Here is a 21,418-nt window from a genome sequence, read left to right as displayed (position 1 = left end):
ATTGTGATCGGGACGGAAGTCCCCGCCTCCCCGGAGGGCCGGCAACGGCAGGAAGGTGCGGCAGGCGACAGAAGGACCGATCTCCGCCGGCAGGCGATGGAATGAGGTTCGAAGCTGAACTGTCCTCCGGGACGATGACGCAGCGAACGGATTTCCGGACCAGTCGGCAAGAGGCGCCGGAAGAGCTGGTGCTCGCTTTTGCGGAAGGTGGTTTCCCCCCCAGGGAGACAGGCCACGGAAAAGGGACCCAGCCCAAGAAGGGCCGCGGAACATCAAGGTCGCGGAAGCCTTAGGGCCATGCGGAGGGGAATTGGGGGGCGAGGCTCTCTCGGGAGCTGAACCGAACAACGAACCGGGTCTTCGGACCGCCAAGATGGAAAGCGACGCCTGAGCTGGTGCGCCAGGATCGAGGACGGGTTTTTGGGCCTTCGGGTTCATGGATCAAGGTCACGAACACCGGCAGATCCTTCGCTCGGCGCAGTGGGGCCTGGCAGCAATGCCGGGCCCCATTTCTATGTACGCCAGGTCGCGGCGCCGACCGCCACACTAGCATTGGCGCCTTCTTTAGCTACGTTCCCTCGGCGGGGAGGCGGTAATGGGCCGCGAAAGCGAAGAGCATAAGCACAAGCGCAAGAAGGGCTTCCTGACGAGGCTAGGCCCGGGCTTGGTTACTGGGGCCGCCGACGACGACCCGAGCGGCATCGGCACTCACAGCCAGGTCGGCGCGCAATTTGGCTACGCCCTCTCCTGGACCTTCGTGCTCAGTTTCCCGTTGCTGTACGTGATTCAAACGGTCGCCGCCGAGATTGGCCGTGTTACAGGTCGCGGGATCGCAGCCAACCTTCGCCGCCATTACCCAAAGCCGCTCTTGTGGCTGGCTGTCGGATTGCTCCTTGTCGCCAACGTCATCAATCTCGGTGCGGATCTCAGTGCGATGGGCGCATCGCTCCAGCTGCTGATCGGCGGCAATGCTGTTTTCTACACGCTTGTCTTCGGCACATTCTGCCTGCTGCTGGAAGTCTTCGTCGACTACCGGCACTATGCGTCTATTCTCAAATGGTTCACCCTGAGCCTGTTCACCTACATTGCCGTCCTGTTCGCCGTTCACGTGCCGTGGGGCGAGGCACTTGGAAGCCTCGTCGTTCCCCAGGTTGAATGGAGCGCCGGGTATGCGACGGCCTTCGTTGCGATCCTTGGCACCACCATCAGCCCCTACTTGTTCTTCTGGCAGGCCGGGCAAGAGATCGAGGAGGAACGCCGCCACCATGCCAAGCCGCTGTGCATCACGCCGCGCCAGGCCGATGGCGAAATCAGCCGGATCAAGGAAGACACGCTCACGGGGATGGCTTTCAGCACATTGATATCTGTTGCCATCGTCTTCTCGACCGCCGCGACACTCCATGCCAGCGGGATCACCACGATAGAGACTGCGGCGCAGGCGGCGGAAGCCCTCAGACCCATAGCCGGGCCCTATGCGTCGTTGCTGTTCGCCATCGGAGTTATCGGCACGGGACTCCTCGCGGTGCCAGTGCTGGCAGGCTCGGTCGCCTACGCCGTGTCGGAACTGTTCGGGCGGCCGGCCAGCCTCGATGCGAAACCCAATCGTGCTCGCACGTTTTATGGCGCCATAGTTTTTACGATGCTTGCCGGGGCATCGCTCCAGTCTTTGGGAATCAACCCGGTCCGGGCACTTTACTGGGCCGCAGTGATTAATGGCGTGCTCGCTGCACCGCTGATGGTCCTGATGATGCTGATCGTTGGTAACCCCCGTGCGATGGGCAAGCTTGTCCTGTCGCGCGGGGCGCGGGTCGCCGGTTGGTTAGCCACGCTGGTCATGGCCGCGGCTACGGGAATCTATTTCGTCTTCCTGTTGGGCTAGGGCTCCGCAGTCAGGAATTTTTAGGCTCGGTGTCGGGGAACAGTGAGCATTTCATGCGTTGAGGCAGGAGGTGGTGGCGGCAATCATGCCGCCGGAGCGGGCACGAAGGAGACTTCATCGTGCTTGCCTTGTTTGCAGCGGCTATCGCAGCGTCCACACCGGCTCCCGCAACTCCTTCGGATCTCGTGCTTGAATCAGCCGTGCCCTGGTTCGAGCGGATTACGGTCACGCTCGACGACAAGGGTGCGCAGAAATCCTGCAAATACCAGTTCAGCCTGTCTCAAACCGGCGCCGAGGACTGCGACAAGGACATGGCAGCGAGTGTCGGCCCGAAGCAGGCCAAGGGCCAGGATGGCGTTTATTCGAAGCTCACCTTCGAGCGCCGCTTCAGCCCGGGCACCAAACTCGATACCGGCAAGTTGCCTACCGGCGACAAACTGCTGAGCCAGCAGGTCCTGTTCCTGACGATCGACGCCAAGGGCGAGATCGGCTCGTGCAAGGTGCTGGCGACTTCGGGCGACCTGCTTCCAGCTTATGACTGCGACCAGGCCAAGACCGAGCAGTTCAAGGTGGCGGCGAGCGCTCCTGCCGGCACGCAAAGCGAAGCCTTCATGACCGTCACCGTCTACGGCCACCAGGAACAGATCGCCTGAGGCGGCGGCCAAACTGAGATTCGAAAAGGCGCCATTGGCGCCCTTTCTGCGTCAGGCGATAAGGCGGCCCGCGAGCAATCGCCCCATTTCCTTCGATCCTCCCTCGTGGAAGCCGACTTCGCCGGCGAACTCCTTGGGGTTGTAGAAGGTGCCGAAGACGATGTCCCAGAAGGGCAGGTCAGAATAATTGCGGGCATGGACACCGCGCTCGTGGTGGCCGCTGTGACTCTCCGGCCTCTGGATGAAATAGCCGAGCCACTGCGGCGTCCCGATGTTCACGTGCTGGAAGAGGCCGAAGAAAGTGGTGATGAGGCCGATCGTGATCGCGGCTTCGGCGCTGACTCCAAAGCCAAGAACCAGCGTCAGACTGCCGACCAACGCCCAGCCGATGCTGTCGAACGGGTGGAAATAGAGCGCCCCCCAGATGTCCACACGCTCGGCGCTGTGATGCATCTGGTGGAACCAGCGCCATAGGAAGGTGACATTGTGCATCGTCCGGTGCCACGCATAGATAGCCAGCTCGATCAGGAAAAAGCCGCCAACAATCTGGGCCCACAGAGGCAGGCGGTCCGCCGGGAACAGACGGTGCTCGCCCAGCCAGCCGTCCCAGAACAGGGGCGCATAGGTGGTGATGGCGAGGTAGAGAAGCAGGAACGCGGCGCCCTTCAGCCGCCAGTTGGTGACGGCCGGAAAGTTGCGGCCGCGAGCGATCAACTCCAGCACGGCAAAGCCAGCGAAAAGCCCGATGGCCACATAATGGTACAAACCGATCATTCCAAATTCCCCGAGTGCATTGCAAACAGGGGCCACGAAGTATGCCCACCCGGCGTCATTCTCTAGCAGCTTTGCGGTCGCTTTTCCCCGCCCATGAAATTCGCCTGTTTTGATGGTAGTTTAGGCCGCGCACGCGATGGGGAATGGCAAGGATGGTCGACCGGATCGTCGAGAAAACTGGACCTGCGGTACAGTTGGATAGCGGCGCCCAGACCAAGGGCGAGAAGACCCGCGAGCGGATCATGGACATCGCGTACGACAGCATCGTCCAGAAGGGGTTTGCGGCGACGTCAATAGAGGAACTGGTCGAGGCCGCCGGCATCACCAAGAGCGGCTTCTTCTACCACTTCAAGGACAAGAACGACCTGGCCCGGCAGCTGTTCGAGCGGTTCCTGAATGAGGATGAGAATATCCTCGATACGCTGGAAGCGCGGGCGCGCGAACTCAGCGACGACCCTTTGCAGAGCTTTCTAATCTTCCTCAACCTCTACGCGCAGATGATGGACGACATGGAGGCGCTGCACCCCGGATGCATGGTCGCGACGGTAACCTATCAGGAGAGGATGTTCGACCGCGACGTCTGCCAGATGAACGTCGACTATCTGTCGCGCATGCGTGAGCGATTTGCCCGCTGGCTGGGTGAAGTCATGGCGTCGCACCCGCCGAAGATCGAGGTCGACGCGCGCGACCTGTCCGACCTGATGAACGTCATTGTCGAAGGCGCCATCATTCAGTCAAAAGCGCTGAAAGACGAGCGCCTGATGGGCAAGCAGACCAGGCTCTACCGCAACTACATCAAGTTGATCTTCGGCGGTTAAGTTTCAGGAATTGCGGCTCGCTATCGGTCATTGCATAGTTGCCAGGCTCGGGTCGCGTTCGCGGAGGCGTAGTCAATGGCATCGTTTGCGATTCTGGCAGCTCACTTATTGGCTGTGACCGATATCTCCCCGGTCGAGCTTTTGCCGTCCGGTCAGTGGCATGTCGAATATGCCAAGTCGTCGTGCATCATCAGCCGCCCCTTCGGCGCGAAGCCAAACACGACCCTGTTTGGGTTAAAGCCCGCGCCCAACTCTGATGTGGTGACAATCCTGGTGATTCAGCCGTCGCCAAAGGGAAGAGGCGTTGGCGGCATCGCTGACGTTCGGCTTAGCAGCGGTCTTGTGCCAGCGCCCGCCTACTTTTCGAGCGTCACAACCAATGGAGTGCGGGTGACAACGATCAATTTGCCTCGAACCGCTCTCGATGGCTTGGCCAAAGGCGACAGTATCGCCATCGACGCCGCGAAAGTCGTCAATGTTCTCTTGGCCCCGACCAGCTTCGACAAGGCCTTAAAAGCATTGAATGACTGCGAGTCTGATCTGCTCACATCTTGGGGCTTCGATAAAGCGGCACAAGCGGAGATCGCGACTCCCCCGAAGGGCACGTTGCAGGGACTTGTCCGCAACGATGATTACCCGGACAAGGCTATTGACGCGAATGCAAGCGGGTCAGTGGGCTTTCGCCTGAAAATTGAGGCCGACGGCTCAATTGGTGCCTGCGACGTCCTCGAATCCAGCGGTAATCGCGACCTGGATGGCACTACATGCGCGGTTATGAAGAAGCGTGCGCATTATCAGCCCGCGATGGGCCACGACGGTAAGCCGAGGTGGACGTACACTTTTGGGCGCGTGACCTGGATGCTGGAATATTGATTCGAGGTATCAGCTAACGACGATCTTCCCAGCCATTCCCAGCATTGTGTGCAGCGGCTGGCTGCAGTGCAGGCGGTAGGTTCCGCGTCGGGGAATGAGGTCGATAGTCGCGCTGCGACCTTTCTCCAGCGTGATCTTGCCGTCGGGCGCACTTCCGGCTTGGATTTGAGAGGTGCGGAAAAAGTCGGGCGCGGTGAAATCGTGGGTCTTCCCGGACTTGTTCTGGAGCACCAGGTGCACTGGCACTCCGCCAGCTAGGTAAATCGGGTTGGGTTGGAAGTAATGACTGGCCAGGGTGATGGTGACAGTCGGCTTCGTCGGCTGCGCGGCTACGTCATGGGCGGGCAAGACGAGGGTCGCACCGGCTAGAATCGCGGCGCTCAATAGACGCAATGCACTCATGGGGGCCTCCTTTGCGGGCAGCCCCTCATATCAAGAACCGGCGGTTAGGTGGAGACGCGAGCGCTGCGCACCCGCGCCTCCTGCGCCCCCCCCTAGCTAGCTGCTTCCATGCCGTGCTTCAGGGCACTGACCTTGTCATGGCCTTCGCGGACCGATTGGAAAGCGCGTTCAACCACCGAACGGCTGTCACCGTCCAGTTCGCCGTCGTCGAGCGCTTTTTCGAACTTGGCCTTCAGGTAATCCTCGCCGCGCTCGACCTCGTTGATGATGGCCTTATCGTCGCGGCCTGTGATCGCGGCCTTGAGGTCCAGCCAGCGCTGGTGGAACGAGCCCATCGTCGACTGATCGTCCTCCGCGTCGCCGCCAAGCCGGCGGACTTCGGCGCGCAGGTCTTCGACACAGGTGCTGCGTTCGTTGGCCATCTGGCGGAACAGTTCCTGGAAGCGGCCGGACTCGGTGTTCTGCGCGGCGTCGCGGTAGCCCTCGACGCTGTCGATCAGGGTCGCAGTGAGGGTGTTGAGGATAGTGATGTTCTCGGACTTGCCGATCATTTGCCTAACTCCTTGGCTTGAAAGGGAATGCGGCAAGAACGTCCCGAGGGCCTGGTAGGTGCCAACGAAATTCGACCGGTGGCGGGCGCGATGCGGCGAGCTTCGTGCTAGGCAAGGTGAACAGGGGGGCGAGTCGCGATGCGCAGGATTTTCGCACTGTTGCTGTTGGGCCTGGCGGCATCGCCGTTGCAGGCTGAAGGTCCAAAGCGCTCGGGCGCGCCGGATTCACCGATTTCCGCGTCTGTCGAAGTGCCTGCCGGAAGCCGCCTTATCTACGTCAGCGGGCAGGTACCCGAGGTCATCAATCCGGCTGCCCCGGACGGCAGCGTTGAACAGTTCGGCGATACCGAGGCGCAGACCCGCTCGGTGATCCACAAGATCGAAGGCGTGCTGAAGCAGAGCGGCCTTGGCCTTGGCGACGTCGTCATGATGCGCGTGTTCCTGGTGGCGCCGCCGGGGCAGTCGCGCATGGATTTCGCAGGCATGATGCGCGGGTACAGCGCGTCCTTCGGAACCAAGGAGCAGGCGAACAAGCCGGCGCGATCGACCATGCAGGTGGCGGGCCTCGTCCGTGAGGGCTGGCTGGTCGAGATCGAGGTCACTGCCGCGAAGAAATAAGCAGGAGGGGGCGAATGGGGGTTAGCCGTCGGGATGTGTTGATGAGGGTCGGCGCGGCCGGCGGCGCGGGCGTCATGCTCGCAGCGATGAACATGTTGGGCCTGTCGCCGGCCACGCCTGCGTCGGCCGCCCAGTTCGCGCTGCCGCCGGCCTCCGGCAACGGCAAGTCCGTGGTTGTGCTTGGCGCCGGCATCGCCGGGCTGGTCTCCGCCTACGAGCTGCAGCAGGCGGGCTACCGGGTAACGGTGCTTGAGGCGCGCAACCGCGTCGGCGGCCGCGCATGGTCTATTCGCGGCGGCGATGCGGTCGAGCATCTCGGCCATGCGCTGCAGCAGGCGCAATTCTCCGAGGGCATGTATTTCAACGCCGGCCCGGCGCGCATCCCGAGCTGGCATCACGCCATCCTCGGCTATGCCAAGCGGCTGAACGTGCCGATGGAAGTCTTCGTCAATACCGCCATGGCGACCGGCTGGGACTTCAATGGCAAGGTCCGCCCCGGCCGTCAGATGGTCTACAGCCTTCGGGCCCATCTGTCGGAACTGCTCACCAAGGCCATCGACCAAGGCGCGCTCAACGCGAACATGCCGAAGGAAGAGCGCGACGGCTTCAAGCAGTTCCTGCAATTTTACGGCGGGCTCGACGGCAAGGGAGCGCCGACGCCCAATCCGTCCTTCGGCTATTCAGACTGGCCGGGAGGCTATGACGATCCGGGGAAGCCGCTAGATCCGCTCGCTTTTCGCGAAGTATTGTCGGGGCGGGCGGCTGCATTCCCGCAATTCTTCGAGTCCATCATCGACATGCAGCCAACGATGATGCAGCCGGTCGGCGGCATGGATCGCATCGCCCATGCGCTTTACATGGCGGTTCAGCCGACCGTGAAGCTCAACGAGCCGGTGACGGCCATCCGCCGCGAAGGCGGTGGAGTGCGGATCGAGCACAAAGGCGGCATCACGCGCGCCGACTTTGCGGTCGTCACACTGCCTGCCCAATTGCTCGAGCGCATCCCGAATGACTTCTCACCGGCCAAGAAGGCGGCGCTGAAGGGCATCAATTACCTCAAGAGCGCCAAGGTGGCTTTCGAGGCGCCGCGCTTCTGGGAGGACGACGGCGTTTACGGCGGGCTCGGCTGGACCGACAAGCTCAACGAAAACGTCATCTACCCAAGCAACAGTTTCCACAGTCCGCGCGGCGTTATCGTCGGCGCCTATGTCGCCGGCTGGACGCATCAGGACACACCGGAAGCGTTCACGAAGCTTCCATTCTCCGAGCAGGTTCGGATCAGCGCCGGCTCAATCGAGGTCCTGCATCCCGGGAAGGCCCGGCTGCTGGAAAAGCCTGTCGTCGTCAATTGGGGCAACATCCCCTATTCCGAGGGCGTGGGCGCGCTGTGGGATGGCGGGCCGGGCGCCGATAACGGACGCCGCACCGGCGCCTATCTCGAGCTCCTCAAGCCCGAAGGCCCGATCGTCTTTGCGGGCGAGCATTTGAGCTACGTCGGCCTATGGCAGGAGGGCTCGGCGCTCAGCGCGCATGAAGCCTTGAAGCTGCTCCAGGCCATGGCGTCGGAGAAGGCTGGAAAACGGGCAGCCGCCTGAGGCAAGCGATCCGCCGAATTCCGTCGGCGGGGTCCCCAGTGAAACGCTGCTAGCGTCCGCAATGGCCCCGCGCTAAGCCTCGCTCCCAAAGTAGGGAGGCATCGACATGCGGAAGCTCTTCTCATTCGCGACAGCGGCGGCCATTGCTTTGGCGGCACCGGCATGGTCGGCGCCGGAGCCTATCGCTGCGGCGGTGGCCAACACCAGCGCGCGCAGCCCCAACAACGTCAAGCTCGACGAGAGCCGCAAGCCGGCCCAGGTCTTGAAGTTCCTCGGGCTCAAGTCCGGAATGCGCGTGTCGGACCCGTTCGGCGGCAACCTTTATTGGGCGGAAATTACGGCGCCGATCGTCGGTCCGAAGGGCCGCGTATCGATTTGGCAGCCGCAGCAATTCTACCGGCAGAAGACGTTGGACAACTTCACAGCGTTCAATGCCAGGCAGCCGAACGTCTACATGCGGGTGAGTCCGTTCGAGGCGCCGAATTTTCCTTCTAACACCTACGACTTCATGCTGATCAACCTCGATTACCATGACGTCTATTGGGAAAGCACCAAGAACGGCATCAGCCGCATGGACCCCGACCAGTGGCTTAAGGGCGTATACGACGCGATGAAACCCGGCGCTGTCGTCGGCGTCATCGACCATGTCGCAGCACCGGGCGACACGCGCGCAACCGTCGAGAAATATCATCGGATCGACCCGGCGACCGTGAAGGCCGATTTCAAGCGCGCAGGCTTCAAGCTGGAAGCGGAGAGCGACATGCTTCGCAATCCGGCCGACGACCATAGCCTTAACGTGTTCGACGCGAAGATTCGCGGCAAGACGGATCGCTTCGTCTTCAAGTTCCGCAAGCCGCGCTAAGGAGAGCCAGTGAGCGTCAACGCCGAAACGGCAAGCGCTGAGCCCGTTCGCGGCCCGCGCGCATGGTGGGTCCTGCTGGCACTGATCGTCGGCCTGGTCGGCGGAATTGTCGCCACGAAGTCGGGCGACGGCATCCGCGAACCGCTGATCCAGGTTACATCGATCGTCGGCGAGTTATGGCTGAACGCATTGAAGATGACGGTCATTCCGCTGATCGTCGCGCTGCTGATCACCGGCATCGCACGGACGGCGGACGCGGCTCGCGGTGGACGGATCGCGACGGTTTCGATCGCCTATTTCCTCGTCATCTTCCTTGCTTCCGCGGTGCTTGGCGCATTCTTCACGCCGGTGTTGACCGGAATCTTCCCGCTTCCCCCCAACGCAGCGGATGCGATGCAAGCGGGGCTGGCGTCGATTGGCACTTCGGCGGCATCTGCGGCGGTACCGAGCGCGGAGGACTTCGTCCGCAACGTGGTGCCGTCGAATGTCATCGCCGCGGCCTCCAACGGCGATGTGCTGCCGCTGGTCTTGTTCACATTGGTGTTTGCGCTGGCCGTCACGCGGATCCGGGATCAGCATCGCAAGACCCTGGTCGGTTTCTTCGAGGGCATCAGCGACGCATTGCTGGTCGTGATCGGCTGGGTGTTGGCGATCGCGCCGATCGGTGTCCTCGCCCTTGCCTTCGGTCTGGGAGCCACCGCCGGCGGCGGGGCGTTTGCCGCGCTTGGCTATTACATCCTGCTGGTCTCGGGGATTGGCGTCATCGTTACCTTGGCTTCCTATCCGGTGGCGGTTGTCGCCGGCGGTTTGAAGTTTGGTGACTTTTCGAGAGCGGTCATTGCGCCGCAAAGCGTGGCAATCTCTACCCGGTCGTCGTTGGCTTCGCTGCCCGCGATGCTCGCCTCGGCGCGCATTCTGAACATCCGCGAAGAGGTGGTGGACGTCACCTTGCCGATGGCGGTTGCGCTGTTCCGCGCCACCGGGCCGGCGATGAACCTGGCAGTGCTTTTCTACATCGCCGAATGGATGGGGTTGGAGCCAAACCTGCCGCACGCCATCGCCGCCGTCTTCGTGGCCGTGCTAATGAGTCTTAGTGCGGTGAGCCTTCCGGGCGAGATCAGTTTTGTGAGCTCGATCGCGCCGATCGGCATCGCCCTAGGCATCCCGCTGGCGCCGCTTGCGCTCCTGATTGCCGTTGAGATGGTGCCGGACATCATCCGTACCCTTGGCAATGTGACGATGGACGTCGCCGTGACAGCGGCTGTGGATCGGCGAACTGCCTCTCGAAAATGAACGCCAGATGACCGTCGTTCGTCGATTGATCCGGCGATAAGCGGCTTTCGTCTCGCGACCGTACCGATTGCCGACTCCCGCCGCTCGCCGGTCGAGCAACGCATGCTTTGAACCCCGGTTAACCCTATCCAGCATTTGCGGCGCGAGGGACCTCAAAGGCTTCCTCATCACCCCGAGGGTCTCCTCGCCCGCAATGTAAAAAGGGAGAATGGAAATGAAAGCCTTCGTAATGTTGGCCGCCTTGCTGACGTCCGCGCTGCTGACCGTTCCGACGGTTACCCAAGCTGGAACCATGGATTCTGCCGAGCTTCGCCTCAACGCCTGAGGCGGAGGAAGGAATGAACCTAACTGAAATCCAGCGATCGCCGGAGTGGCTGCCCGAAGGGGTTAGCGCCCGGCGATCGACCTTACCCGGTCGGCGTACAGCCGCCCGACCGGCTGCTCGCTCTCATCGCCAAGCCTGGCGATCCAGCGCCCCGAGGGGTTGCGCGAAAAACCGGTAATGAAGTCTCGGCGAACGATCGCCGAGCGATGCAGCCGCACGAACAACTGCGGATCCAATCGATCTTCAAGTGACGCCATCGAATGATGGATGAGCCAGCTGCGCGCGCCGACATGCAGCCGCATGTAATCGCGCTCCGCCGTGACCCGGTCGACATCGCGCGACGCGATACGGACCAGGCCCGTGCGGTCAGAGGCCCAGAATTCGTCAAGGTAGGCCGAAGGCGCTGCGCTCAGCGCTTCCTCCTCGCCGCGATGACGCAGGTGGATGCGAGCCCGGTCCAAAGCCTTTTGCAGGCGCGCCGGCTCGATCGGCTTCATCAGATAGTCGACGGCCGCAACCTCGAAAGCGGCGACGGCGAATTGGTCGAAGGCGGTGACGAACACAACTGCGGGCGACGGACGGCGCTCGGCAAGGGCGCGGGCGACGTCGATTCCATCCATTCCCGGCATGGCAATATCGAGCAACAGGACGTCCGGCGTTAGGCCCTCGGCGAGCCGCACGGCCGCTTCACCGTCGCTTGCGGTGCCGACCAGATCGACATGTTGAATGCGGGCAAGCAGCAGTTGCAGGCGCTCCGCCGCCAGCGGCTCGTCGTCGGCAATCAGGACTCTTAGCGGCGGCTCATCCATTCGATCGATCCAGCGGCATGATGATGTGAACCTGATAGCCGCCATTGCTTAGCGGGCCAAATTCACATTTCGCATGCGTGCCGAATCGAGCCTTGAGCCTCTCGACGACATTGGCGATGCCGACGCCGGTGCTTTCGATCTTGTCGCTGTCCTTCGCCGGCCTGGCGTCGGGACTGCCGGTATTGGTAATGATAATCTCGAACCGGCCGTCGCCGAGGGGGCGCGCCTCGATCCGGAGGGTCACCTGCTCGCGGGTCGGTGAGACGCCGTATTTGATCGCGTTTTCGACCAGGGGCTGCAGGACCAACGCCGGAAGGCGGGCCGATTCCACTTCTTTCGGGATATCGATCTCGACCCTGAGGCGCGACGGGAACCGGACCTTTTCGATGTCGAGATAGAGCCGCTGGAGGTCGATTTCCTCGGCGAGTGTCACGTCCGCCGATGGGTCCACTGACAGGCTGGTGCGGAAGAAGGTGGAGAGCTTCAGCAGCATTTCCTCCGCCTGCTCGTTGCGGCCGGTCATCACCAACGAGGACAGGGAGTTCAGCGTATTGAACAGGAAGTGCGGGTTGACCTGGTAACGCAATGCACGGACCTGTGCAGCGCGGGCGGCGGCCTCGGCCTGGGCTGCACGGCGCTGGGCTCCGAGTGCCTGGGCCTGGGCCAGGCTGGCGAGATAGAAGGCACTCCAGGCGGCAAAGAAGAAGAACCAGGTGACCGAGCTGTCAGCGATCCAGCGGATCTTCTTTTCTTGGTCCATCTCCGCCATGCGCGGCATGGTGACGACCAGCGGATCGCTCGCGGCGCGCTCGATACGGATCTGGTAACCCTGTTCGACGACGACGAAACCTTCGCGGGTCTGGACTCGGAACTCTTCCTTGCTCGGCTTAAAATAGGGCTCGAGCTGGATGATGATCGCGGCTTGCAGGATGGCCGCTAACGCCGAAAGCACCGCCGCGATGATCGCTTTGCGGTACATGGAGGTTCCTCGCGTGGAGGCATTCAGAACCGCATAAAGTACGAAGGTTAGCAGGGTCCCGGCGATAATGGTGGGCACCTTGTTGTGAAGGACGGTCCAGGGGTCCTCACCAAGCAATGCGCGGGCGACGACCGTCGCCGCGTAGACCAGCCAGAATCCGAGGATTGATTTCAAGGCGAGGCGCCAGTCGGCGAACCGTCGCTCCTCGGAGAATTCGTCACTCATGGCTGTTACTTATGAACCGCCGCACGTTGCTTGCAATCCGCCCGCTGTCGCTTGGCAGAACCCCAGCCGCCGCCGGTCGAACAATCCACAGTTTTCTTAGGGGAACGGCCGCCGGCCCCTTTCGTTACGCTTGACAAGGAATCGATGGAGTGAATCGAGCCATGACTAACGAGGCGAAAGAGCCGCGACGGGAAGAAGCCGAAAAACGTCCGCCGACATTGTCAGGCGCCCCGGAACGCGAACTCGAACTCAAGCTCAAGAAGCACCCGGAAGATCTTGATGCAAAGGCAGATGTTGGTTCGGACGAAAGCATGGACGCGTCCGATCCGCCGGCGGCGACGCAGCCGGGCGGAAACGAGCCGGCGCCGTCGTCGACCTTCCCGGAAGAATAGACCGGAATCGTAACAAAACAGTCGCGCCGTTGCAGAAAATACACACACGCTGCGCGATTACGGAGCGTGAAGAATTCCGACTTGCCGCGAGCCTAACCCTTTGATTCAATATGAATGGGGGGTGGGATCTTGGTTAAGCAATTCGCAACCAAGGCAGTAGCATGATCCCATCCGTGCAAAAGGAGTTGGGTTCATGACGACGCGCACCAATCAGCCAGCCGGTGGGGTGCTGCTGATTGCTGAGATGAAGGAATTCGCGAGCTTCCCGAAAGCGACGCAGCGTTACATTCGTCGCTCGCTCGATATTGCCTTCGGTCGGTCCGACCCAATCGGCACATGGGCCCGCGACGAAGGCGAAGTTGCCTCGATTCGCGCCCAGGCCCGCTTCTACAAGCAACTCGATCATCTGCGCCTGCAGATCCCCGATGACAGCGGTCTCGACATGATCGAGCCGTTCCTTGGCATGCTGGTGACAGTTGCCGCCTTCGACCTCGGGCAAGATCGCCTGACGAGCTTCGCGGCTTTCCGTTTCCTCTACGAGCGACTGCTGGGCGCCAGTTCGAGGCCGTGGCTGCCGGCGGCTTTCTGTGCTGCCGCTGCCTTGCCGCACCTGCATCCTGACCGTCGCCGCACCTTGCTTCAGTCGATCAGCGAAAGCGCGGCGACTGCGCCGGGTTGGTCGAACCGCGAACCGGTGTTTTGGCCAGAGTGGGTCGAAAAGGTCGACATCGCCGCCGCCGCCTAAGCGGGCACATTTTCCGGCCGGTCGCGGTCACTTGCCCAGGTTTTGAACAATCTCGGCAGCGAATTCGCTCAATGTATCGTCGCGAGCACCCATGATGACGATGCGGTCGCCGGCGGCGGCCTCGGCGAGGATCGCGCGGCCGATGGCCTCGCGTTCCGGAATGTACTGCGCGACGCCGCCGATCGTTTCGACAAGCCAGTCCGAACCGCGCGAACGGTCGACGGTGCCGCCCTGGTAGACAGGATCGGGGAGATAGAGCCGGTCGCCTTCGCGCAGGCCTTGAGCGAACGTTTCGGCCAGTTCCTCCCCCATCTTGGCGAGCGGGCCGTAGCCGTGCGGCTGGAACATGATGAGCAGGCGGCTGGGCTGCGCGGTCAGGGTCGCGAGCGAGGCGGCGATCTTGTCAGGATTGTGTGCGAAATCGTCGATGACGGTGACGCCGCCGGACACACCAACGGTTTCCAAACGTCGCTTCAGGCCTTCGAACCTGGACAGAGCAGCGGACGCATCGGCGAGGGGAATCCCGAGGGCGTGGCAAGCGGTCAAGGCGGCCAGCGCATTTGAGGCGTTGTGGCGGCCCGGCTGGGGCAATGTAACAGCCACGATCTCTTCGCCGTTCTGAATGTCGAACGCCGCGCTGTCCGCATCGAGCGTGAGATTGCGACCGGCAAAGGCCGCGTTGGGGCTGTCGAAACCGTAGCCGAGCAACTTGCTCTCGCCCAAGGCCTCACCGAGCAGGCGGGTCTCGGGATCGTCCATGTTGATGACGGCCTTGCCGGAGCGTTCGAGGAAGCCCCCGAACAAGGCGCGGAGCTCATCCATGCCCATGTGATCAAGGCTGATGTTGGTCAGTACGGCGACCGTCGGGTGATAGAGCGCGATCGAGCCATCGCTTTCATCGACCTCGCTGATGAACAGCTCGGGATCGCCGACGAGTGCGGAAGCAAACGGCGAGGAGGGCGAAGTGAAATTCTTCATCACCGCCCCGTTCATGACGGTCGGCTGGCGATGGCAGGCGTGGAGGATCCAGCCGATCATCCCGGTCACTGTCGACTTTCCGCTGGTGCCGCCGACGGCGACGCTGCGGTGCGCGGCGTTGAGCAGCCTGGCCAGCATCTGTGGCCTGGTAAGGTGCGCCAGGCCGAGCTCGCGGGCGCGAACGACGTCGGGGATGGTCTCTTCCACCGCTGCCGAAGTCACGAGCGTCATGCCCTCGGCAAGGCCGCTGCCGTCTTGCGGGAATAGCGGAATGCCGAGCGAGCGAAGATAATCAAACTTGGGCGCGAGGCGGCCGGCGTCGAGCGCGCGGTCGGACCCGGCGACCTTTTCGCCGCGGGCACGCAGGATGGAGGCGAGGGGCAGCATGCCGCTGCCGCCGATCCCGCAGAAGAAGGTGGCATTAGTCATGGGCCTCGCCCTATGGATTGCGCGCCCGGCATGCAAAGGGGGAATTGATGAAAATCGCGCTGGTCGCGCCGAGTTGCACGTTGAAGCAGGAAGCTGCCGACCTGGTGACGGCGCTGGCCGCGACGCGGAGGGACTGCGAGCTGGCGATCCATCCGCAATGCTTCCTGAGCGACGGGCATTTCGCGGGCAGCGACGAGCAGAGGCTGTCGGCATTGCGCGAGGTGATGGAGGACGAGAGCGTCGATGCCGTCTGGTTCGCGCGCGGGGGATATGGGTCGAACCGCATCGCCGAGGCGGCCTGCTCCGATCTGAGCGTCACCGCGATGAGGAAGACGTACCTTGGTTACAGCGACGCGGGTTTCCTGCTGGCGGGGCTGCACAAGGCAGGGTGCGAGGTGGCGCACGGGCCGATGCCGCAGGACATCTTGCGCGACGGCGGCGAGGCGGCGGTGACCCGCTCGCTCGACTGGCTCCTGACGCGCGACCGCGCCGGGGTCGAGCCGAGCATCAGCTATCCGGTCCAGGCCTATAATCTGACGGTGCTGTCGAGCTTGCTGGGAACGGCGGTGGAACCGGACCTGACGGGCTATGAATTGCTGATCGAGGAAGTCAGCGAGCATTACTACCGGATCGACCGGCTGATGTACCACATCACCGGCAGCGCCAACGTGCGCGGGGTCGTCGAGCTGCGCGTCGGCAACATGAGCGACATCCCCGAAAACGACCCCGTTTGGGGCAGCGACGAAGAGGCAATCGTCAAGGATTGGTGCGAGCGCGCGAGCATCAATTACGGCGGCCGGGCCATCATCGGGCACGATGCCGCTAACCGCGTGGTCCCCTTCGGACGGAATTAACCTATTTTCCCTCTACAGAAGCATTGCAAAGCCCCTCTAATTGCGCTCTATCGTCAGAGAGAAACAACAGGAGGGCCAAATGGCAAAAGGGACTGGTCGTAAAGCAGGGGGTGGATTGGCTCGCCCGGTAACTCCGTCGGCGGATCTGGCCGCGATTACCGGCAGCGCACCGCTGCCCCGTTCGGAAGTGGTTTCCAAGGTCTGGGATCACATTCGCAAGAACAACCTGCAAAACCCGCAAAACAAGCGGGAAATCATTGCGGACGACAAGCTCCGCAAGGTCTTCGGCAAGGACCGTTGCACCATGTTCGAGATGAACAAGCATCTCTCGAACCATCTGAAATAATCGCGCGTCACCGCGTGAAGGGACGAGGGCTCGCGGGAAACCGCGGGCCCTTTCCTTATGTGACAAAGCCGCGACTCGGGCGCGCGCGTGCGCGAGTCGGGCGCTAGCCGCGGTTGGGTTAGAGGCCGCTCTGGAGCGATTTCAGGCGCTAGCCGCGGGCCAACATAGCGCCGAGGCTAGGATGCTTTGCGGATCTGCCTCTTCAGCCGTTCGGCCTCGGCCGACAATTGGCGCGCATTCCCGATCTTCTGGTCGAGGTCGGCAACCTGTCGATTGAGTAGCCATCGGAGGTTGGGGATCGTGCGTACCTCCGCCGCGAACCGCTCGGCTGCCCGGGCGTCCATGGTCGACTTGCAATCGTCGGCTAGCCTTGGCGTGACGCTCCCATATTCGTCCGCCGCGAGGACTTCGGGGCAATCCTTCATGACTTGCGACTGGGCTGCAAAGGGCAGCGCCGAGCGGATAGCGTCACGATAAGGCGGCGTGTAGTCGAACAGGCGCTGCATGGTCGCCATGCCGACATGATAATTGGCGATGCGCTCCCGAACCACCCGGCTGCCGAGGAACTCCGCCTTTCCGGACGCGACGACTTCGTCGTAGGTGACATGCCGGATCGCCTGCGGGACGTGGTTGCTGGCTTCATAGGCATGGATGATGAACGCGCCGGGATTGTCGGTGACCGGTCTGTCCAGCGCCGCGAGGGCCGCCTGTGCGTGCGCCAGGGTCTGTCCGTCATAATGAATGCGGAAGGCCAGGTCCCGCTGGTTCGATTCGAGGTCCGAATAGAGTCGCTCGCGATATTCGTGGCCCTCCGCGCGATCGAGCCGCGCCTGGTTCCAGTCGTTGACCTGGATGCCAAGGAACACGCCAAGGATGAGGATGACGAGGTCGACCGCCACCCCGAACCAGTTCTGACGCGCTGCCTCCCCGCGTAACCTCTTGAGGATCATCCTTCCCCCCGGGAGGCTACGCTAGGCCAAGCGTCTATATCCCGCCAGCCTGTGGTTCAGATGTCGACCTGATAGTGTCCGCTTTCGACCCATTGCGGAGATTGCGCCCAACGGTATTGTCACCGACATGACTGGCTCCGCACGAACCTATCTGCTGTTCACCGGGCTGTACCTGTTGAGCTTTGCTGTCCTGGCTGGGTGGTTCGTGTTGCTACTGGTGGGCCTTGCGCGACCTGACGTTATGACCTTTGCCAACAGGATTGCATTGCCCGTGCTGGTGCCGTCCGTGATTTGCCTAGAGACTTTCAGGCGGCTGGCACGCCGGGCCAACGGCCACTTGGCCTAGCGGCAGCTTCCCACCCAAAGCCGCCATTGGGAACACATGTTACTTGAGTCCCGGCTGGGTCGAATGTGAGCCCCGTGTGGGTCGAATGCCGCCGCGTCAGCTTTCCACCCACAAGACGCGGCAACCTTTTGGGCTGCGCCTAACCGACCTTACCCTTCGATAACTGCCATTGCCCGGTTCACTTATGTTAGGCCGGGGGCATGCTGAGGGGGTCGAGCCGGGATTATCTCGGCGTAAAGCTCGTTTTGTTCTTCATGGCTCTTTTCGGAGGGCTGTGGTGGCTGCTGTCCAGCGCGGTCGACACCTGGGGCCGCTAAGCCGACTTTCCCTTAAAGCCTGACACGCCTAGGCCGGGCCGATGAGCAACGACGCCATCCCCGCGGCGACCCTGGTCGTCATGCGCGAGCGGCACGACGGCCCACCCGAGCTGCTGATGGTTGAGCGGACCAGGCGCATGGCCTTCGCCGGCGGCGCCATGGTCTTCCCCGGCGGCCGCGTCGACGCCGAGGACCGCGCTCTGGCGGAGGGCTTTGCCGATGCCGACGCCGCCTTCCGGATCGCCGCCATCCGCGAGACGCTTGAGGAGAGCGGCATTCCAGTCGGGATCGCGCCCGACATCGACGCCGGGCTCGCGGCGAGCCTGCAGTCCCGGCTGCACGACGGTGCCAATTTCCGTGAGTTGCTGGCGTCGCACTGCCTGTCGCTCGACCTTGAGGCGCTGACGCCCTTCGCGCGGTGGAAACCCGCCTTTCACCAGGCGCGAATCTTCGACACGATCTTCTTCATCGCCGAAGCGCCGGGCGGCGAGTGGCAGCCGCGGCCACAAGCGGGGGAATGCGAGGCCGTCGAATGGCTGGCTGCCGCCGAAGTGCTTGCCCGGGTCACGCACGGGGAGGCTAACGCCATTTTCCCAACCGTCCGCAACCTGGAGCGGCTGGCCCGCTTCGACAGCATCGCCGCCGCCCGGGCCGACGCCGCAGAGCATCCGATCGAGACCATCACCCCGTGGATCGACGATCACGACGGCGAGCCGCACCTCTTCATCCCGGAAGGTCTTGGTTATCCGGTGACGCGCGAGCCGCTCACGAGCGTTCGGCGCGGCGTCGGCGAGGGCATTTTCCCCGCCGCCTGAGTAGCCTCACTTCGTGGGCGGCTGCGATCCTCCCGAAGGGTCGGGCACCGACACATAGACGATGGTCTCGCCCTCGTAGATCGGCTCAAAGAAGGTCCCGTTGCAGCTGTAATAATAATAATCGTTCCAGATGTAGGGCGGGCACTCCGGCGGTAACGCATACCAGTACGTACCGACCGCCGCGCGATAGCCCGCGATCGCTCCAATCGCGATTCCTGCCGCAATCGGATGATCGATCCACCCGTCCCAGCCGTCGCTGCATTTCGGGCAATCCGGACGCCAGCGAGTTCCCTCGCCCGGTCTGTTGGCGGGCAGCTGAGAGGCCGATCCCCCTATTCCGCCCGGCCGGTTTGCGGGCAATTGCGATGCGGAGCCACCGCCGCCGGGCCGGTTGGCAGGGAGTTGCGAGGCCGAGCCGCCGCCGAGCGGACGATCGTTCGACTCCAGCTTCGATCCGGACCGGTTGCCGTCGAGCCGGGACGACCGGCTATAATCTCCGCTTCGGCTAAACGTCCCGCCGGACCGGTAGCTGTCCGAGCCGCGATCAAAGGACCCGCGCCCAAAGTCGCTGCCCCGGCCAAAGCTGGTCGAGCTGCCGCCGCGGATACCGCCGCCACCGCCGCGAAAACCGCCGCCGCCGCCGCGTCCCCCGCGCGCCTGGATGTCTGTTGCTACGGACATGAGGATCGCCAGCAGGGCTGCCGACCGGGCGAGCCGGGACCAAGGACCCCGCTTTTGCCTAGGTGAGTCTGTACGCATGCGTCCGCCTCCGCGAGACGCGCTAACTGCAATTCGCAGCCCCGGACTATCAGGGTTTCCCCGCTACAGGACGGAGCCGACTCTCTTGCCGTCGCGCAGGACGTCGCAGACTGGGCAGTCGTCGTCAGCCGCCGCATGCTGGACAGCCGCGGCGTCGGACGTCGCCAAAATGTCCTTCTTCTTGATGATGATGCCGTCGGCCTTGGTCAGTTTGTTGATGCGGTAATGCTTCATCGGAACCCTCCGGTTGGTGCATGAATGCAGAACCGATGTTACGGTTCCGGCACATTTGTTCGCGGGTGATGCCATGACGACGCCTATCAAAATCGACTTCGTTTCCGACGTGTCCTGTCCGTGGTGCGTCATCGGCCTCTTGGGACTGGAGCAGGCGCTGGACCGGGTCGGCGGGTTGGTGGAGGCGGACATCCGTTTCCAGCCATTCGAGCTCAATCCGGACATGCCGTTCGAGGGGCAACGGCTGGTCGACTATGCCGCGCAGAGATACGGATCGAGCCCGGAACAATTGCTGGAGCGGCGCGCGATAATCCGTGAACGAGCGGCCGAGCTCGGCTTCACCATCGCGCTGCCGTCCGAGGAGGGGCGGGTCTACAACACGTTCGATGCCCACCGGCTGTTGCACTGGGCCGGGATCGAGAGGCGCCAGCGCGAGCTGAAGAAGGCGCTGTTCCATTCCTATTTCACGCAGTGCCTGAACCCAGGCGACCGCGAGGTGCTGGCCGACGCTGCCGAAGCGGCGGGCCTGGAGCGTGCGGCGGCGATCGAGGTGCTGGAATCCGGGCTTTATGCGACCGAGGTCCGCGAGGCCGAGGCCCACTGGCGGTCCATGGGCATCACCGGCGTTCCGGCAATCATCATCAACGACCGCTACCTGATTTCCGGCGGCCAGCCGGCGGACTATTTCGAGCAGGCACTGCGAAAGATCGCGGCGGAAGCCTCCGCCCCGGCTGCCTAGGCGGCCGCGACCGCCGGTTTGATCGCTGCATCGCGCCGGCGGGTCTGATGATGCCGCAGGGCGGCGCTGGTGAGGAACAGCAGCGGCACCAAAGTAATGTCACGAATGGATCGGCACCTTATGGCTCGCCGAACGGCCAGACGCTGACGCGATTGGCTTCGGCCCTTGTCGTCGTGATCGGCAGGCAGATCGCCCGCGAGCCTGGCGTCACGTTCTTGAGCGCTTTCAGGCCCAGCGGCTTGGCCTGTTCGAACACTTGGCTGGTCACCAGCGCCAGTCTCCAGTTGCGATAGCGGGCATCCTGCAGTGCGGTGTTCAGCTGAAATGCCGCCACGGAATCAAGGCGCTTCAGATGTTCGAGCGTCCTCAGCTTAGCCCAGTCCGTCTGCTCGAAGGCCATTTCGTTCAGGAGGTCGCCCATCTTGGCGTACATCAGCCCGTATTCGGCTAGCTTGTGGCGATCGATCAGCGCGGTGTTGCCCGCTTGGGTTTCCGCTTCCCAGCGTCCGCTGAGGAATGCCCAATATTGCGGCCTGCCGATCCAGCTCGGGGTCACAATCGACGGATTGTCCGCTCCCTTGTCGAGGATTGCTTGAATCTCCTCGATCCTGCGGCTGACGCACTCGCGAATCTCATTGCGCGACTGCAGTCGCCCCAGGTTGAGGCCGAGTTCCGCGCGGATGATGTCGTCGGCCTGCCTGGCCTCCTGCCGCTGGTGTGACGCCTGGACCACCTGTTCGGCGCCGAGTGCGATCAAGACACCGATGACGATGATGCCGACCTCGCCGGCAAAGACGCGCCACCCGTGCATCGGCCTTGGCAGTTTGAGGTGCATCCAGTCGCCCCCTGATTACGGGA

The 21,418-nt window shown here is 62.9% G+C and carries 24 protein-coding genes; 14 read left to right on the top strand and 10 right to left on the bottom strand.

The window, feature by feature from the left end:
- Positions 1–595: 595 nt before the first annotated feature.
- Together LZ536_RS04410 and LZ536_RS04405 are read left to right on the top strand one after the other, a co-directional pair.
- Positions 596–1,879 carry an NRAMP family divalent metal transporter gene (locus LZ536_RS04410; protein ID WP_249847091.1) on the top strand — a complete coding sequence of 428 codons (1,284 nt, stop codon included), beginning with the start codon at positions 596–598 and terminating at the stop codon, positions 1,877–1,879.
- A 119-nt stretch (positions 1,880–1,998) separates the two neighbouring features.
- A complete protein-coding gene (locus LZ536_RS04405; protein ID WP_249847090.1) occupies positions 1,999–2,532 on the top strand; it encodes a hypothetical protein in 534 nt (177 codons plus the stop codon).
- Between the two features lie 51 nt (positions 2,533–2,583).
- Here LZ536_RS04405 and LZ536_RS04400 read toward each other — a convergent pair whose 3' ends face one another.
- On the bottom strand, positions 2,584–3,306 hold the full coding sequence (locus LZ536_RS04400; protein ID WP_249847089.1) for a sterol desaturase family protein: 723 nt from the start codon (positions 3,304–3,306) through the stop codon (positions 2,584–2,586).
- 143 nt (positions 3,307–3,449) lie between these two features.
- On the opposite strand from LZ536_RS04400, the gene LZ536_RS04395 reads away from it, so the two are divergent.
- The gene (locus LZ536_RS04395; protein WP_249847088.1) at positions 3,450–4,124 is read left to right on the top strand and encodes a TetR/AcrR family transcriptional regulator; all 675 of its coding nucleotides are present in this window, start codon (positions 3,450–3,452) and stop codon (positions 4,122–4,124) included.
- Between the two features lie 75 nt (positions 4,125–4,199).
- Positions 4,200–4,997, top strand: coding sequence for an energy transducer TonB (locus LZ536_RS04390; RefSeq protein WP_249847087.1), 798 nt, complete (start codon positions 4,200–4,202; stop codon positions 4,995–4,997).
- 9 nt (positions 4,998–5,006) lie between these two features.
- Here the strand turns inward: LZ536_RS04390 and LZ536_RS04385 are convergent, their stop codons facing one another.
- Positions 5,007–5,399 carry a cupredoxin domain-containing protein gene (locus LZ536_RS04385; protein ID WP_249847086.1) on the bottom strand — a complete coding sequence of 131 codons (393 nt, stop codon included), beginning with the start codon at positions 5,397–5,399 and terminating at the stop codon, positions 5,007–5,009.
- Positions 5,400–5,491: 92 nt separating this feature from the next.
- The gene (locus tag LZ536_RS04380) at positions 5,492–5,950 is read right to left on the bottom strand and encodes a ferritin-like domain-containing protein (RefSeq protein WP_249847085.1); all 459 of its coding nucleotides are present in this window, start codon (positions 5,948–5,950) and stop codon (positions 5,492–5,494) included.
- Positions 5,951–6,088: 138 nt separating this feature from the next.
- On the opposite strand from LZ536_RS04380, the gene LZ536_RS04375 reads away from it, so the two are divergent.
- From LZ536_RS04375 to LZ536_RS04360, 4 genes are all read left to right on the top strand, one after another.
- Positions 6,089–6,568, top strand: coding sequence for a RidA family protein (locus LZ536_RS04375; protein ID WP_249847084.1), 480 nt, complete (start codon positions 6,089–6,091; stop codon positions 6,566–6,568).
- 41 nt (positions 6,569–6,609) lie between these two features.
- Entirely contained in the window at positions 6,610–8,163 is a 1,554-nt protein-coding gene (locus LZ536_RS04370) for a flavin monoamine oxidase family protein (RefSeq protein WP_249847083.1), read from the top strand.
- A gap of 106 nt (positions 8,164–8,269) precedes the next feature.
- A complete protein-coding gene (locus LZ536_RS04365; RefSeq protein WP_249847082.1) occupies positions 8,270–9,025 on the top strand; it encodes a class I SAM-dependent methyltransferase in 756 nt (251 codons plus the stop codon).
- 9 nt (positions 9,026–9,034) lie between these two features.
- A complete protein-coding gene (locus LZ536_RS04360; protein WP_249847081.1) occupies positions 9,035–10,318 on the top strand; it encodes a dicarboxylate/amino acid:cation symporter in 1,284 nt (427 codons plus the stop codon).
- A gap of 387 nt (positions 10,319–10,705) precedes the next feature.
- Here LZ536_RS04360 and LZ536_RS04355 read toward each other — a convergent pair whose 3' ends face one another.
- Both LZ536_RS04355 and LZ536_RS04350 read right to left on the bottom strand, forming a co-directional pair.
- The gene (locus LZ536_RS04355; protein WP_249847080.1) at positions 10,706–11,452 is read right to left on the bottom strand and encodes a LytR/AlgR family response regulator transcription factor; all 747 of its coding nucleotides are present in this window, start codon (positions 11,450–11,452) and stop codon (positions 10,706–10,708) included.
- Positions 11,445–12,656 (bottom strand): sensor histidine kinase, encoded by a 1,212-nt coding sequence (locus LZ536_RS04350; protein ID WP_249847079.1) that lies wholly within the window; start codon positions 12,654–12,656, stop codon positions 11,445–11,447. Before LZ536_RS04350 ends, LZ536_RS04355 begins: the two co-directional genes overlap by 8 nt.
- 161 nt (positions 12,657–12,817) lie before the next feature.
- On the opposite strand from LZ536_RS04350, the gene LZ536_RS04345 reads away from it, so the two are divergent.
- Together LZ536_RS04345 and LZ536_RS04340 are read left to right on the top strand one after the other, a co-directional pair.
- Positions 12,818–13,048 carry a hypothetical protein gene (locus tag LZ536_RS04345; RefSeq protein ID WP_249847078.1) on the top strand — a complete coding sequence of 77 codons (231 nt, stop codon included), beginning with the start codon at positions 12,818–12,820 and terminating at the stop codon, positions 13,046–13,048.
- Positions 13,049–13,241: 193 nt separating this feature from the next.
- Positions 13,242–13,793, top strand: a complete 552-nt coding sequence (locus tag LZ536_RS04340) for a hypothetical protein (protein WP_249847077.1) — start codon at positions 13,242–13,244, stop codon at positions 13,791–13,793.
- Positions 13,794–13,820: 27 nt separating this feature from the next.
- On the opposite strand, the gene LZ536_RS04335 is transcribed toward LZ536_RS04340, so the two are convergent.
- Positions 13,821–15,200 (bottom strand): UDP-N-acetylmuramate--L-alanine ligase, encoded by a 1,380-nt coding sequence (locus LZ536_RS04335; protein WP_249847076.1) that lies wholly within the window; start codon positions 15,198–15,200, stop codon positions 13,821–13,823.
- A gap of 47 nt (positions 15,201–15,247) precedes the next feature.
- On the opposite strand from LZ536_RS04335, the gene LZ536_RS04330 reads away from it, so the two are divergent.
- Positions 15,248–16,054, top strand: a complete 807-nt coding sequence (locus LZ536_RS04330) for an LD-carboxypeptidase (protein ID WP_249847075.1) — start codon at positions 15,248–15,250, stop codon at positions 16,052–16,054.
- 79 nt (positions 16,055–16,133) lie between these two features.
- Complete coding sequence (locus LZ536_RS04325; protein WP_249847074.1) at positions 16,134–16,400, top strand: SWIB/MDM2 domain-containing protein; 267 nt, start codon at positions 16,134–16,136, stop codon at positions 16,398–16,400.
- A 176-nt stretch (positions 16,401–16,576) separates the two neighbouring features.
- On the opposite strand, the gene LZ536_RS04320 is transcribed toward LZ536_RS04325, so the two are convergent.
- The gene (locus LZ536_RS04320) at positions 16,577–17,350 is read right to left on the bottom strand and encodes a hypothetical protein (RefSeq protein ID WP_249847073.1); all 774 of its coding nucleotides are present in this window, start codon (positions 17,348–17,350) and stop codon (positions 16,577–16,579) included.
- 704 nt (positions 17,351–18,054) lie between these two features.
- Here LZ536_RS04320 and LZ536_RS04315 point away from each other — a divergent pair.
- Positions 18,055–18,828: an NUDIX hydrolase gene (locus LZ536_RS04315; RefSeq protein WP_249847072.1), complete on the top strand. Its 774-nt coding sequence runs from the start codon at positions 18,055–18,057 to the stop codon at positions 18,826–18,828.
- A gap of 6 nt (positions 18,829–18,834) precedes the next feature.
- Here the strand turns inward: LZ536_RS04315 and LZ536_RS04310 are convergent, their stop codons facing one another.
- Both LZ536_RS04310 and LZ536_RS04305 read right to left on the bottom strand, forming a co-directional pair.
- A complete protein-coding gene (locus tag LZ536_RS04310; RefSeq protein WP_249847071.1) occupies positions 18,835–19,509 on the bottom strand; it encodes a hypothetical protein in 675 nt (224 codons plus the stop codon).
- 141 nt (positions 19,510–19,650) lie between these two features.
- On the bottom strand, positions 19,651–19,821 hold the full coding sequence (locus LZ536_RS04305) for a hypothetical protein (protein ID WP_249847070.1): 171 nt from the start codon (positions 19,819–19,821) through the stop codon (positions 19,651–19,653).
- Positions 19,822–19,894: 73 nt separating this feature from the next.
- Here LZ536_RS04305 and LZ536_RS04300 point away from each other — a divergent pair, with 73 nt between their 5' ends.
- Positions 19,895–20,560: a DsbA family oxidoreductase gene (locus LZ536_RS04300; protein ID WP_249847069.1), complete on the top strand. Its 666-nt coding sequence runs from the start codon at positions 19,895–19,897 to the stop codon at positions 20,558–20,560.
- Between the two features lie 118 nt (positions 20,561–20,678).
- On the opposite strand, the gene LZ536_RS04295 is transcribed toward LZ536_RS04300, so the two are convergent.
- The gene (locus LZ536_RS04295) at positions 20,679–21,395 is read right to left on the bottom strand and encodes a hypothetical protein (RefSeq protein WP_249847068.1); all 717 of its coding nucleotides are present in this window, start codon (positions 21,393–21,395) and stop codon (positions 20,679–20,681) included.
- Positions 21,396–21,418 lie beyond the last annotated feature (23 nt).

This window comes from Sphingomonas alba, from assembly GCF_023516555.1.
Lineage (GTDB): Bacteria > Pseudomonadota > Alphaproteobacteria > Sphingomonadales > Sphingomonadaceae > Sphingomicrobium > Sphingomicrobium album.
The sequence above is the reverse complement of the archived record's forward strand: the minus strand, read 5'-3'. Positions and strand labels throughout refer to the sequence as shown.